The following is a 14,470-nucleotide window of genomic DNA, read 5'->3' as shown; positions in this document are numbered from 1 at the left end:
TCCAACTCACGGTTTTTATTGGCTTTTTCCGATCAATGAAGACGTAGGGTGAGTCATATTTGCCCCCAATACTTGTTGGCGCTTTTGTGGATAAGTTGTTCGCTGTCCTCTGCAAGCCATGCGGAACGGGCCTTTCGAGCACTTGGTCATTAACTGATCAAATCGCCTATGCTTTCTGGAATTTCCCTGAGTAACCTGGATTTACGTGCCGTTGCAGGGGTTTTCCACAATACCGTCAAATTTACCCCCAAACACTGTTGGCGCTTCTGTGGATAAGGTGTTCGCTGCTAGCTGCAAGCCTTATAGATCAAGGCTTTCTGAGGTTTGATCAAAAAGTAACCGATATGACGGAAAAAGCTTCTGTGTGCATAAGTCACGGTTTTTTCTTGATTTTGTCTGTACACGGTCGAGGCCGCGGCGTACTTGTCCCCATTAGCTGTGGGTGGTCATGTGGATAACTTGTTTGTGAAAGGCTGCGGACCCCGTCGCGTATAGTCCGAAACGCGATAGATCAAATTTCATACAGTTCTAAGGAACTGCCTTGACGCGTGGCGGTCGTGTGTCTTCACTCCAAACCACAAGGACATCAGCGTTTTTATCCACATCCGGTTCAGGGAGAGCACAGGATGGATAGCCGACACCCTCACGCGTACCTCCCCTCATCGGTGAATTGCACCCCGACGCCGCCCATGTTGTTGCCCCGACGCATTCGTCGTCGCGCCGCCAACCAGCGTGCGCGTCAATAGCGTTCACCTGCACCTCGTTTCCCTCGCAACACCGTTGACTGCCGCGCGTCCCCTCTACGGGACAGTGGCCAGGCGTATGTGCGCCTTCGATTTACAGGCAACCGCAGAGTTGCCCCTTCTGCCTGAGAGGACTTGGACATGACACGGATCTCGACCCCCATCAGCGATATCAAGGAGCATTACGACGTTATCGTCATCGGCTCCGGTTACGGAGGTGGTATCGCCGCTTCACGGTTGTCCCGGGCCGGGCGCAGGGTGTGCCTGCTGGAACGGGGCCGGGAGATGCAACCGGGGGAATACCCCAACACCATGCTGGCGGCCACCGAGGAGTTGCAGGTGCATGACCCGGATGGCCACATCGGCTCGCGCACCGGGATGTTCGACCTGCACGTCAATGCCCAGCAGAACGTGGTGGTGGGCTGCGGCCTGGGCGGCACTTCGCTGATCAACGCCAACGTCGCGCTGGAGCCGGAGCCCGGCGTGTTCGAAGACCCGCGCTGGCCGTTGGAAGTGCGCGAACACCGTGACACGCTGCTCAAGGATGGCTACGAGCGCGCCCGCGAGATGCTCAAGCCCAACCCTTATCCGGCCTCGGCGCCGAATCTGCCCAAGCTCGACGCCCACAAGAAATCGGCTGATTACCTCAAGCAAGGTGCGCATTTCTACAAGCCGCCGATCAACGTCACGTTCGACAAGCTGCCCAACAACCTCAACCACGTCGGCGTCGAGCAATTGCCGTGCAACGGCTGTGGCGACTGCGTCTCCGGTTGTAACAACAAGGCCAAGAACACCACGCTGATGAATTACCTGCCGGATGCCTGGAACCATGGCGCGGAAATTTTCTGCCAGGCCGAGGTGCGGCACCTGGAGCGCGACGGCAACGGTTGGATCGTGCACTTCCAGTACCTGGATAGCGGCCGCGAACTGTTCTCGGCGCCGACACTGTTCGTGCGCGCCGACATTGTGGTGGTGTCCGCCGGCACCCTGGGCTCCACCGAGATCATGCTGCGCTCCCGGGACAAGGGCCTGCCGATGTCCAATCAACTGGGCGAGAACATGAGCGGCAACGGCGACATCCTCGGGTTCGGCCACAACTGCGACCAGACCATCAACGGCATCGGTTTTGGTGCTCACTCGGCCAAGGAACTGGAGCCGGTGGGGCCGTGCATCACCTCGATTATCGACATGCGTACCGAGGGCGACTGGCGCAGCCGCATGGTCATCGAGGAAGGTTCTATTCCCGGCGCGCTCGGCCGGCCGATGGTGCCGAGCATGGCGGCGTTCGCGGAAATGATCGGCGTGCCCACCGACACCGGCTTCGGCGCCAGCCTCAAATACAAGGGGCGGGAAGCCGAAAGCTTTTTGCGCGGTCCGTATCATGGCGCGCTGCATAACATGCAGACCTACCTGATCATGAGTCATGACAATGGCAAGGGCCGCATGGTGCTCGACAACAAGGACCAGTTGCGCATCGACTGGCCCGGTGTCGGCGAACAGGAGAACGTCACCCTCGGTAATGAGCGCCTGCACCAGAGTACCAAGGCGCTGGGGGGGATCTGGGTCGAGAACCCGATCTGGACCAAGTTGCTCAAGCACAGCATTGTCTCGGTTCACCCTCTGGGCGGTTGCGTGATGGGCGAGGACGCGACGCAGGGCGTGGTCAACCACAAGGGCCAGGTGTTCAGTGGCGCCAGCGGCACGGATGTCTATCCCGGCCTGTACGTGGCCGACGGCGCGGTGATTCCGACTTCCCTGGCGGTCAACCCGCTGCTGACTATTTCGGCGGTGAGCGAACGCAACATGGGGTTGCTGGCGGCCGATCGCGGCTGGCATATCGACTACACGCTGCCTTCGGCCCCGAAAAAGTCGGTGGCGGCGCCCACCCTCGGCGTGCAGTTCACCGAAACCATGAAGGGCTACTTCTCCACCGCCTTCACCCAGGCCCAGGGCACCGACCTCTCGCTTTACGAAGCGGCGGCCAAACGCGGAAAAACCGACAACTCGACCATCGAGTTCACCCTGACTATCACCGCCGATGATCTCAATCGCATGATCAAGGAGCCGGAACACGCCGCCACGCTGGTGGGGACTCTGGATGCGCCCATGCTTTCGCCACAGCCGCTGATCGCCAGCAACGGCGTATTCAACCTGTTCGAGCAATACCAGGAACAGGTGGGCGTGCGGCACATGAACTACGACATGAAGCTGACCGCCGAGGACGGCAGCGACTATTACTTCAGCGCCTTCAAGACCGTGCCCGAGGACAACGGTGTGCTGAACATCTGGCATGACACCAGCACCCTCTATGTCACCCTCTATCGTGGGCCGGACAAGACCGGCGCGGTGCTCGGCTCGGGGGTGATGCACATCCTGCCGGCGGACTTCGCCAAGCAGATGACCACCATGAAGGTGCTCAACGCCCGTAACGAACGCGAACGGGTCGAGGCCCTGGCGCGGTTCGGCAAGTTCTTTGCCGGCATCCTGTGGGAGAGTTATGGCGGGGTGTTCGCCGGGGATATCTACTTCAATCCGGATGCGCCACCGCGGATCAAGCGGCCACTGGACGCACCGGCACCGACCGTGCACTTCTTCGAGACCGAAGACAACGTCCAACTGCGCCTGACCCGCTATCAGGCGGGCAGCAAAGGCCCGGTGATGCTGGTTCACGGCCTGGGCGTGGGCTCGAATATCTTCTCCACCGATACCATTCACACCAACCTGCTGGAGTACCTGTGCAAGCACGAGTACGACGTCTGGCTGCTGGACCTGAGGGTGAGCATCCTGCTGCCCGCCAGTAAGCATGAGTGGAACGGCGACCAGGTGGCCCAGTACGACTTCAAGGCAGCCATCGAACAGATCCAGCAGGCGACTCTTGCCCGCGACGTGCAGTGCGTGGTGCATTGCTACGGGGCGACGACCTTCTTCATGTCGATGCTGGCGGGGCTGCAAGGCGTGCGCTCGGTGGTTTGCTCGCAGATAGCCGCCGATACGGTGGTCGCCACCGCCACCGGTCTGAAGGCCGGTCTGCACCTGCCGGGCATGCTCGACGCCATCGGCATCAAGTCCCTGACCGCCTACGCCGACACCAAGGAGAACTGGTTCAACAAGCTCTACGACAAAGCGCTGAACGGCTATGCCCGGATCGAGGCCCAGGGCTACTGCACCAACCCGGTCTGCCATCGCATCACCTTCATGTATGCGTCGCTGTACCGCCACGACACCCTCAACGAAACCCTGCATGACAACCTGCATGAACTGTTCGGCGAGTCGAACATGCACACCTTCGAGCACCTGGCGCTGATCGTGCGCAAGGGGCATCTGGTGGACTTCAAGGGCAACGACGTCTACATGCCGCATTTCGATCGGTTGAAATTACCGATCTGCTTCATCAGCGGCGCCGACAACCAGTGCTACTTGCCGCAAAGCACCCTCAAGACCTATGAGCGACTGTGCGACATGCACGGCCCGCAGCTGTTCAGCCGCCACGAGGTACCGGGCTACGGCCACATCGACTGCATCTTCGGCAAGGATGCGGTGATGGATGTGTATCCGATCATCCTTCAGCACCTGGAGAAGACTGCGCTCGGCTAGCCGGGATCGTTCCCACGCTCTGCGTGGGAATGCCGCCACGGACGCTCCGCGTCCGCTTTTATGACGCAGAGCGTCATGGGATGCATGCCCACGCAGAGCGTGGGCACGATCTGGGGAAATGCTATGAACACTTACATCCGCTGGTACCAACGCATCATCTGGGTCGGGATTGTCATGAACATGTTCTTCGCGATTCCGGCGCTGTTCGCGCCGGCGTTGCTGACGTCCATGCTCGGGCTGCCGCCTGTGCTGTCCGATCCCTGGCTGGAAAACACCGGCATGTTGCTGGTGGGGATCAGCCTGTTCTACATGCCCTCGGGCTTCAATGCACCGCGTTTCGTGGTGAATTCGTGGTTGTGCGTGCTTTCGCGGCTGGTGGCGGTGGTGTTCTGGATCTACCTGATCAACACCAACAACCAGGGCTCGTTGTTCGTGCCGATGCTGATGGGCGACCTGAGCATGTTCCTGATACTGGGCGTGCTGCTGTACCTGGGCAGCCCGGTTGCCAATCGCCCGCTGGCCTTGCTCTGTACGGGTTGCCGGGAGTGGCGTGAAGGCTGGAGACGGCACTGGCAGAGTCCGCGCTTCAGGACCGGCACGCTGGTCGTGGTACTGGTGCTGGGTTTCATCGGTTACCAGACCTGGTACCAGATGATCCGCGAGGTACCGCAGCCGGACTTCGCTTCCGACGAAGACCATTACAAGTACGCGGCCATCGGCCTCGGCATCGAGGCGCGGATTCCTTACTACCTGTTCGCCGTGCTGCCGCAGATGTGCCCGGAAAAGATGCCCAAGCCCGGTGGCTACGAAGTGTTCGGTTTCCTCTACGAAAACGGTAAGGACCTGCCCATCGGCATGGCCAAGCGGCAACTGGGCTACCCCACCGTGGAGCCGAACTGCGCCCTGTGCCATACCGGCTCTTACCGGGCCAACGCCACTGACGTAGCGGTTCCGGTCGCCACCGCGCCGGCCAATACCTTGCAACTGCAAGCCTTCCAGTGGTTCGCCTACGATTGCGCCAGCGACCCGAAATTCACCCCCGATGCGATCATGGCCGCGATCAACGGCAAGTTCCAACTGGGCTTTTTCGAGAAGCTGTACAACCGCTACCTGATCATCCCGATGGCCAAGAGCGCGCTGCTCAAGCAGAAACAGGCCTACGCCTGGCAGAAACTGCGCCCGGCCCAGGGTCCCGGACGGACCGACACCTTCAACCCGACCAAAATGGTGGTGTTCGGCTTCCCGGATGACTCCACCATCGGCACCGTGGACCTGCCCCAGGTCTGGAACCAGAAACCTCGCGAATCGATGTACCTGCACTGGGACGGCAATAACAACAACATTCACGAGCGTAACTACGCCGCCGCCATGGCCGTGGGTGCGACGCCTGAATCGGTGCTGCCACCCAGCTTCAATCGGGTGACCAACTGGTTGCTGGGGCACAAGGCACCGGCCTGGCCGTTCGCCCTGGATCAGGCGAAGGTGGCCCAGGGCAAACCGATCTGGGAGAAGAACTGTGCCGGTTGCCACGACTTCGGCCGCACCGACACGGGCCAGGTCACCACCAACATCGACCAGTTGGGCACCGACCCCCATCGCCTGGACTCCTTCACCACCGGGTTGGTGACAGCGTTCCACAGCTTCAAGAAACCGCCATTCGACTTCAACGCCTATCGCAAGACCCAGAGCTACAGCAACACCCCCACCGACGGCGTCTGGTTGCGTGCACCGTACCTGCATAACGGCTCGGTGCCGACCTTGTGGGATCTGCTGCTGCCGCCGGAACAGCGTCCGCAAGTGTTCTACACCGGCTCCGATATCTACGACCCGCAGAAAGTCGGTTTCATCACCAGCGGCGCGCAGATGAAGGCGTCGGCGGATTTCAAGTACGACACCCGCCTGGAAGGCAACCACAACGGCGGTCACCTGTATGGCACGCAGCTGTCGGACACCGACAAACGGGCCCTGATCGAATTCATGAAGACCCTGTAGCCCAGGGCACTACGAAGGAGCGTCCACATGTCATTACTGCACCATTGGGAACATGAGTTCGACAAGGTCAAGGTCCGCCTGCACGGGTTGGTCACGCGACTGGAAATGTCCTGGAAAAAACTCGTCAACGACCTGGAGCCCGAGGAGTTCGAGGCCATCGTCAAACTATTGCAACGGGGCCATGACCAGGCCCGGCACGCGATCGAACATGGCGACCTGCCGGACGACGAACCGGCTGTGCCTTGGGAATTGGCCCACGGTCTGTCGATCCTGAAGATCGGCAATGCCAAGCCTTTGCCGCAAAGCGAAGACGAATTGCCGACCCGGGTGCTCAAGGACGGCACTTTGCTGGGGTGTCGCAAATGGGAGCTGCTGGACCTGTTGTGGAGCGAGGCGTTGCTCAAGTGGATCGAGAACCTGCGCCATCACGCGACGTTCGGCACGACCCCGGCACTGGTGAAAATGGACAGCGATGTGGTGCTGGCCATCGCTGGCGACTGGGGCACCGGGCCGTTCGACAGCCACGCCCCGGCGGTGGCGGTGGCCAATCAGATGCAACTGGCCCAGGCTGATTTCACCATTCACCTGGGGGATGTCTACTACGCCGGTTCCCATTCCCAGGAAGACGTCGACATGGTCGGCTGGCCCCAGGGCAAGCATGGCTCGTTCACCCTCAACTCCAACCACGAGATGTACAGCGGCGCCCATGGCTATTTCAAGGAACTGGCCAAGCGTTTTCCGGTGCAGCAGGGCACCAGTTACTTCGCCTTGTACAACGACGACTGGCTGGTGGTCGGCCTCGACAGCGCCTATGCCTCGGACGCCATGAACCTGTACATGGACGGCACGCTCAACGCCCAGCAGATCGACTGGATGAAAAGCCTGCCCAAGCGCAAGAAGCTGATGGTGCTCAGTCATCACCAGGGGTTCGATATTTCCGGGCACAACAAGACCGCGCTGTACCAACCGGTGTGCGATGCGCTGGGGCGTGAGCCGGATTACTGGTATTGGGGCCATCTGCACAACGGCATCTGCTACGCGACTCAAGGCGGGTTGCACGCACGTTGCGCCGGGCATGGGGCGATTCCCTATGCCACCACCAGCGAGTTGAACGGGCACGCCCGGGTGCTGTGGTCGGAGACGGAACTGGCCGGGGATGAGGTGTATCCGGAGCGGGTGCTGAACGGGTATGTGAAGGTGCGGCTGGTGGGCGAGAACATCGAAGAGACGTTCTACGGGGAAGATGGGTCGGTGCGGTGGTCTTCGAAGTAATGGGTTGATAGGAAGGCCGCTATCGCGAGCAGGCTCGCTCCCACACCGGATCTCCATTGCACTGGAGACCCCCTGTGGGAGCGAGCCTGCTCGCGATGCTTTTTGCCTTAGGCCTGGACCTTGATGCCCTTGAGGTACGGCGCAGGCTCGGCGCCCAGGTTGTTCAACATGCGGCCGCTGTACCAGTCCACGAAGTTCACCACGCCGAACTCATAGGTCTTGGAGTATGGGCCCGGCTGGTAGGCGGTGGAGTTGATGCCGCGCTGGTTTTCTTCGGCCAGGCGACGGTCCTGGTCGTTGGTGGCGTCCCAGACTTCGCGCATGCGCGCCACGTCGTAGTCCACGCCTTCGACCGCGTCCTTGTGCACGATCCACTTGGTGGTGACCATGGTTTCCTGGGCGCTGATCGGCCACACGGTGAACACGATGATGTGGTCGCCCATGCAGTGGTTCCACGAGTGCGGCAGGTGCAGGATACGCATCGAGCCCAGGTCCGGGTTCTTGATGCGGCCCATCAGCTTGGCGCAGCCCTGCTTGCCATCCATGGTCATCGACACGGTGCCCTTGAGCAGCGGCATGCGCACGATGCGGTTACGCAGGCCGAAGCTGGCGTGGGCGTAAGGGATCTTCTCGGCTTCCCAGGCGGCGGCGGAAGCGGCCACGTGGTCCTTGAACGCCTGGTCGGCGCGCGGGTCGGTGACGTCGTCCCATTCCAGCAGGGTCTTGAGCAATTCCGGGTGGGAGCCGCCGCAGTGGTAGCACTCGCGGTTGTTTTCCAGCACCAGTTTCCAGTTGGCTTTCTCCATCAAGGTGGTTTGCACCGCCACCTTGGTGTTTTCCATGTCGTAGGGTTCCATGTAATGGGCCAGGGTCGACAGGAAGTCATCGATGGCCGGCGGGTTCTCCGCCAGGCTGATGAAGATGTAGCCACCGGCGGTTTTCACGTTTACAGGCTTGAGGCCGTATTCCTTCATGTCGAAGTCGGCGCCCATTTCGGTGCCGGCGAACAGCAGGCGACCGTCCAGCTCGTAGGTCCACTGGTGGTAATGGCAGACCAGCTTGGCGACCTTGCCCTTTTCGCTGGTGCACAGGCGCGAACCGCGGTGACGGCAAACGTTATGGAACGCGTGGACCACACCGTCGGCGCCGCGGATCACGATGATCGGGTTCTTGCCCACTTGCAGGGTCAGGTAGTTGCCCTTGGCCGGGATCTCGCAGGTCATGCCGGCGATCAGCCATTCCTTATGGAAGATCTCCTGCATGTCGATGTCGAACAGGCGCTCGTCGCTATAGAATGGCTGCGGCAGCGAGTAGGTACGCTCGCGTTCCTGCAGCATCTGCACGGTGGCCTTGCGTGCGGGTTCCAGTGGATCGCCCAGGCTCAGGGTTGTGGTCACGTCCATCGTTGTATCCTCATGGCCATCTGTGTGGCCGGCGAAATGGCTAATCGGTTGTGCTACGCAAGGCAGAAAACGTTGTTTGTCTGTTGGGGCGAGTGTGGGGCCGCGCAGGGGGCGAACCTTATCCATGGGCGACATGGCCCAATCTGTTCCCGACGCGCAAGCCCCGGTGGTTGGGGGCTGGTCGCGATAAGTATGTGAATGTCGCGAATAGGTAAACGACGCTTTCGAGCCCTGCGCACAATCGCCAACATGAAGGCCGACAGTCGGCCGTGGAGACCAGCATGTCCAATAATTTCCTGAACCCGGTCACTACCCAGACCTGGGCCAATGGCCGACATATCGTGCGTTGCGTCAAAGTCATCCAGGAAACCTGGGATGTGCGCACATTCTGCTTCATGGCCGACCAGCCGATCATGTTCTTTTTCAAGCCGGGGCAGTTTGTCACCCTGGAGCTGGAAATCGAAGGCCAGCCGATCATGCGCTCCTACACTATTTCCAGCTCGCCGTCGGTGCCCTACAGCTTTTCGGTGACCATCAAGCGCGTGCCGGGGGGCAAGGTTTCCAACTGGCTGCACGACACCCTGCACGAAGGCCAGGAGCTGGCAGTGCACGGGCCGGTGGGGCTGTTCAATGCCATCGACTTCTCCAGCCCGAAGGTGCTCTACCTCAGCGGCGGCGTCGGCATCACCCCGGTCATGTCCATGGCGCGCTGGTACTACGACACCAACGGCAACGTCGACATGGTGTTCATCCACAGCGCCCGCTCGCCCAAGGACATCATCTATCACCGCGAGCTGGAGCACATGGCGTCGCGGATCGACAACTTCAGCCTGCACCTGATCTGTGAAAAACATGGCCTGGGCGAACCCTGGGCCGGTTACCGCGGTTACCTGAACCACAAGATGCTGGAACTGATGGCGCCCGACTTCCTCGAGCGCGAAGTGTTCTGCTGCGGCCCGACGCCTTACATGAACGCGGTCAAGCGCTTGCTGGAAAACGCCGGCTTCGACATGAAGCGTTACCACGAGGAATCCTTCGGCGCCACGCCACCGGAAGCCCGCGCCGACGCGGTGGAACAGGCCGAGCAGGCTGCCGATGCCCCTGAGGTCGATGCCGCGGACCTGCACCTGGTGGAATTCACTTCCTCCGGCAAGAGCATCCGCGTGGCGCCGGGAGAAACCGTCCACGCCGCCGCCGCCAAGCTCGGCATGATGATCCCCAAGGCCTGCGGCATGGGCATCTGCGGCACCTGCAAGGTGTTGAAGCTGGGTGGGGAAGTGGAGATGGACCACAACGGCGGGATCACCGAGGACGACGAGGCCGAAGGCTACATCCTGTCGTGCTGCAGCGTGCCGAAGGGGGATGTGCGGATCGATTTCTGATCCGGCAAGTCGGCGGTCTTTCCCGCTGATCGTTCCCACGCTCTGCGTGGGAATGCTGCCAGGGGCGCTCCGCGTCCCAGCTCCCCGGCCGTCTGCACGCTACCGTCGTTGAATCCCGATCAAGCCTTTCATCCCCGCATGATTGCGTGCACTGGAATACCGCCAATGTTGATAGGCGGAAAGGGTGCGTGGCAGGTGAGAACAGTCAGTTCGTTTTCAGGCGTCGAACGCGGAGCGTCCGTGGAGGCATTCCCACGCAGAGCGTGGGAACGATCGGTGTGGTGTCGGCGACCTTCCTGTTGATCGTTCCCACGCTCTGCGTGGGAATGCCGCCAGGCCTCCGCGTCCCAGCTCCCCCGGCCGTCTGCACGCTACCGTCGTTGAATCCCGATCAAGCCTTCCATCCCCGCGTAATTGCGGGCACTGGAATACCGCCAATGCTGATAGGCGAAAAGGGTGCGTGGCAGGTGAGAACAGTCAGTTCGTTTTCAGGCGTCGAACGCGGAGCGTCCGTGGAGGCATTCCCACGCAGAGCGTGGGAACGATCGGTGTGGTGTCGGCGACCTTCCTGTTGATCGTTCCCACGCTCTGCGTGGGAATGCCGCCAGGCCTCCGCGTCCCAGCTCCCCCGGCCGTCTGCACGCTACCGTCGTTGAATCCCGATCAAGCCTTCCATCCCCGCGTAATTGCGGGCACTGGAATACCGCCAATGCTGATAGGCGAAAAGGGTGCGTGGCAGGTGAGAACAGTCAGTTCGTTTTCAGGCGTCGAACGCGGAGCGTCCGTGGAGGCATTCCCACGCAGAGCGTGGGAACGATCGGTGTGGTGTCGGCGACCTTCCTGTTGATCGTTCCCACGCTCTGCGTGGGAATGCTGCCAGGGACGCTCCGCGTCCCGGCTCCCCCGGCCGTCTGCACGCTACCATCGTTGAATCTCGATCAAGCCTTCCATCCCCGCGTAATTGCGTGCACTGGAATACCGCCAATGTTGATAGGCGGAAAGGGTGCGTGGCAGGTGAGAATAGTCAGTTCGTTTTCAGAAGCCGAACGCGGAGCGTCCGTGGAGGCATTCCCACGCAGAGCGTGGGAACGATCGGTGTGGTGTCGGCGACCTTCCTGTTGATCGTTCCCACGCTCTGCGTGGGAATGCCGCCAGGGACGCTCCGCGCCCCAGCTCCCCCGGCCGTCTGCGCGCTACCATCGTTGAATCTCGATCAAGCCTTCCATCCCCGCATAATTGCGTGCACTGGAATACCGCCAATGTTCCGGTAATTCCACATACCCACGCTTCACCGGGTTGAAGTGGATGTAATCCAGCTTTTGGCGCATGACCGTTTCGCTATGAATCTGCTCCGCATGTGAGCCTTCCTGCCAAAGCTGATACACCCGGTCCTGCTTATGTGCCCGCTTGCTGAACCTCAGGCGTTGCAACGCTCGTTGTGCGCCTTTGCTCTGCAGGTCATCGATGATCTGGCGTGCCGTAAATGATTTGAACTGGCGCAAGCACTTGTTCAGGTTCGGTGCCTGGGCGACGAAATGCAGATGATTCTCCAGAACGACATAACCCAGCAGTTGCAGGTTCTGGTTGGCTTGCTGGTAACGCCAGCAATCGAGCAGGTGATCGACGAGGTAGGGCCGTACAAACAGCGGCAGCCACTCCATGAGCGTGCAGGTGAGAAAGTGCGGTTTGTCAGGTTCGGTGATGACGTAGCGGCTCCGGCCCATGGGGACATTCCTTTGTTGCGCGTGGAATGCTCATGTTGCAGTTTCCGATTCATTTCGTGATAGACGAAAAGGGTACGTGGCAGGTGAGAATAGTCAGTTCGTTTTCAGAAGCCGAACGCGGAGCGTCCGTGGCGGCATTCCCACGCCGAGCGTGGGAACGATCGGTAGCCCAGGCGCCGGCTTCAGGCGCTCATCACTTCCCGAATATCCGCCGCCAACTCCCTTACTCGCGCCTCTTCGGTATCCCACGAGCACATGAACCGTGCGCCGCCCTTGCCGATGAAGGTGTAGAAGCGCCAGCCGCGGGCGGTGAGGGCGGCGATGGCGGGTTCCGAGAGTTGCAGGAACACGCCGTTGGCCTGAACCGGGAACATCAGTTCCACGCCAGGGATGTCGCTTACCAGTTGTGCCAGTAGCTGGGCGCAGTGGTTGGCGTGGCGGGCGTGCTTGAGCCAGGCGTCGTTTTGCAGCAGGCCGACCCAGGGGGCGGAGAGGAAGCGCATTTTCGATGCCAGTTGCCCGGCCTGTTTGCAGCGATAGTCGAAGTCCACCGCCAGGTCATGGTTGAAGAACAGGATGGCTTCACCCACCGCCATGCCGTTTTTCGTGCCGCCGAAGCACAACACGTCCACCCCCACTTTCCAGGTCAGGTCTGCCGGCGAACAGCCGAGGAAGGCGCAGGCATTGGAAAACCGTGCGCCGTCCATGTGCAGGTTCAGCCCCAGCTCCTTGCAGGTGGTGCTGATGGCGCGGATTTCGTCCGGTGTATAGATGCTGCCGACTTCCGTCGCCTGGGTCAGTGTCACGACCCGGGGCTTGGGGTAGTGGATGTCCTGGCGCTTGAGGGCGATTTCGCGGATCGAATCAGGCGTCAGCTTGCCGTTTTCAGTGCGTGCCAGCAGCAGCTTGGAACCGTTGGAAAAGAACTCCGGCGCGCCGCATTCGTCGGTTTCGACGTGGGCGGTTTCCGAGCAGATCACGCTGTGGTAACTCTGGCACAGCGAGGACAGCGCCAGGGAGTTGGCCGCGGTGCCGTTGAACGCGAAGAACACTTCGCAGTCGGTTTCGAACAGGGCGCGGAAATCGTCCGCTGCCCGGTGGGTCCATTCATCGTCGCCGTAGGCGCGTTGGTGGCCCTGGTTGGCTTCTTCCATGGCCGCCCAGGCTTCGGGGCAAATGCCGGAATAGTTGTCACTGGCGAACTGTTGACTCTTGTCGGTCATGGCCTTGCTCCTGGAGTAGAGGTCCTGGGTAAAGATCCCTGGCAGAAATTCCCGGGTGGGGAGCTTCATGGTTCGGCGTGTTTGATCAACGGCGCCGTGGTCGATATTGGTGCGCACTTTACCCAAGATTAGCGGGGGAACACACCGGATGTTTCTGTCAGGAAATCACAAAGCCGCCGAACGACTGTGCACATGAACCGGCGCGACGGGGCCTTGGACCTGCTCAAGTGGCTGGCTTTGTTGGCAATGGTGCTCGATCATCTGCGATATGTCGGGTTCTCCGCCGATTGGCTCTATGTGCCGGGGCGCCTGGCGTTTCCCGGGTTCTGCTTGGCGATGGCGGCGAACCTGGCGCGGGACGGGGCCGGTGTCATGCCGTGGCGTTATCTGGGCTGGCTGTTGCTGTTCAGCGCGGTCAGTGAAATCCCTTATCGATTGTTCATTCCCGACCCCTCTACGTTGAATGTATTACCGACACTGGTCCTGGGGCTGCTGGTGGCACGTGGCTGGCGGGCCTCGACATGGGAGGTCCGGTGCCTGGCGGTGGGGGCTTTGCTGCTGGCGGCACTGTGCTCTTCACATCTGATGTTCGGTTTCTTTGGCGTGCTGCTGCCCCTGGCGATGTTGCTGGCGTTTCGTCGGCCTTGGTACTTCGCATGGTTACCAGGGCTGGTGTGCCTGGCGGCCAATCAGTGGCGGGTGCTTTATGGCGCCGCATGGTTGGGGAGTGGGGTGGCGGTGTGGGGCATGCTGGCCTGCCTGTTTGCGCCAGGGCTCGGGTTGTTGCTGTTGCGACGGGCGGGGCATTTTCATCCGCCGGCAATGCGACGCTGGGCGTATGCCTTGTATCCCGGACACTTCCTGGTATTGCTCGCGGTGCGCCAGGTCATCCAGTAACGCCTGTGGAACAGTTGTGGGAGCAAGGCTTGCCCGCGATCCAGGCGCCTGGTTGGCCGAGCGACCGCGTTGTTTTCATCGCGGGCAAGCCTTGCTCCCACAGCTTTGTTCTCTCCACACCTTCAACTCTGCAAGTGCATGTCGTAAACGCGCCTTTGCGTGGCGTCCATAGGCATTTGACCTGCCTGCGCCAGCCATACCATCGCATCCAAAGGGCACTGTCGAACGGGCGGTGCCTCA

8 protein-coding genes are annotated in these 14,470 nt (G+C 60.9%); 5 read left to right on the top strand and 3 right to left on the bottom strand.

All coding sequences use genetic code 11. The annotated features are described in order from the left end of the window. Positions 1-884 precede the first annotated feature (884 nt). The 3 genes from CGA22_RS04700 to CGA22_RS04690 all read left to right on the top strand — a co-directional run bounded on the left by CGA22_RS04700 (position 885) and on the right by CGA22_RS04690 (position 7,601). Positions 885-4,337 carry a GMC oxidoreductase gene (locus tag CGA22_RS04700; RefSeq protein ID WP_041021579.1) on the top strand — a complete coding sequence of 1,151 codons (3,453 nt, stop codon included), beginning with the start codon at positions 885-887 and terminating at the stop codon, positions 4,335-4,337. A gap of 123 nt (positions 4,338-4,460) precedes the next feature. Then, complete coding sequence (locus CGA22_RS04695) at positions 4,461-6,329, top strand: hypothetical protein (RefSeq protein WP_041021580.1); 1,869 nt, start codon at positions 4,461-4,463, stop codon at positions 6,327-6,329. 27 nt (positions 6,330-6,356) lie between these two features. Next, the gene (locus CGA22_RS04690; RefSeq protein WP_041021581.1) at positions 6,357-7,601 is read left to right on the top strand and encodes a metallophosphoesterase family protein; all 1,245 of its coding nucleotides are present in this window, start codon (positions 6,357-6,359) and stop codon (positions 7,599-7,601) included. Positions 7,602-7,708: 107 nt separating this feature from the next. Here the strand turns inward: CGA22_RS04690 and gbcA are convergent, their stop codons facing one another. Next, entirely contained in the window at positions 7,709-9,004 is a 1,296-nt protein-coding gene (gene gbcA / locus CGA22_RS04685; RefSeq protein WP_188258492.1) for a glycine-betaine demethylase subunit GbcA, read from the bottom strand. Positions 9,005-9,285: 281 nt separating this feature from the next. Here gbcA and gbcB point away from each other — a divergent pair, with 281 nt between their 5' ends. Further along, positions 9,286-10,386, top strand: coding sequence for a glycine-betaine demethylase subunit GbcB (gbcB, locus tag CGA22_RS04680; protein ID WP_041021583.1), 1,101 nt, complete (start codon positions 9,286-9,288; stop codon positions 10,384-10,386). A gap of 1,193 nt (positions 10,387-11,579) precedes the next feature. Here gbcB and CGA22_RS04675 read toward each other — a convergent pair. Next, a complete protein-coding gene (locus CGA22_RS04675; protein WP_041021268.1) occupies positions 11,580-12,110 on the bottom strand; it encodes an REP-associated tyrosine transposase in 531 nt (176 codons plus the stop codon). 182 nt (positions 12,111-12,292) lie between these two features. After that, complete coding sequence (locus CGA22_RS04670; protein WP_041021269.1) at positions 12,293-13,333, bottom strand: low specificity L-threonine aldolase; 1,041 nt, start codon at positions 13,331-13,333, stop codon at positions 12,293-12,295. Positions 13,334-13,525: 192 nt separating this feature from the next. Here CGA22_RS04670 and CGA22_RS04665 point away from each other — a divergent pair, with 192 nt between their 5' ends. After that, positions 13,526-14,230, top strand: coding sequence for a TraX family protein (locus CGA22_RS04665; protein ID WP_188258491.1), 705 nt, complete (start codon positions 13,526-13,528; stop codon positions 14,228-14,230). Positions 14,231-14,470: the final 240 nt, after the last annotated feature.

The organism is Pseudomonas sp. PSB18, from assembly GCF_014596565.1.
Lineage (GTDB): Bacteria > Pseudomonadota > Gammaproteobacteria > Pseudomonadales > Pseudomonadaceae > Aquipseudomonas.
Note: the sequence above shows the minus strand (reverse complement) of the source record. Positions and strands in the feature narration are given on the sequence as shown.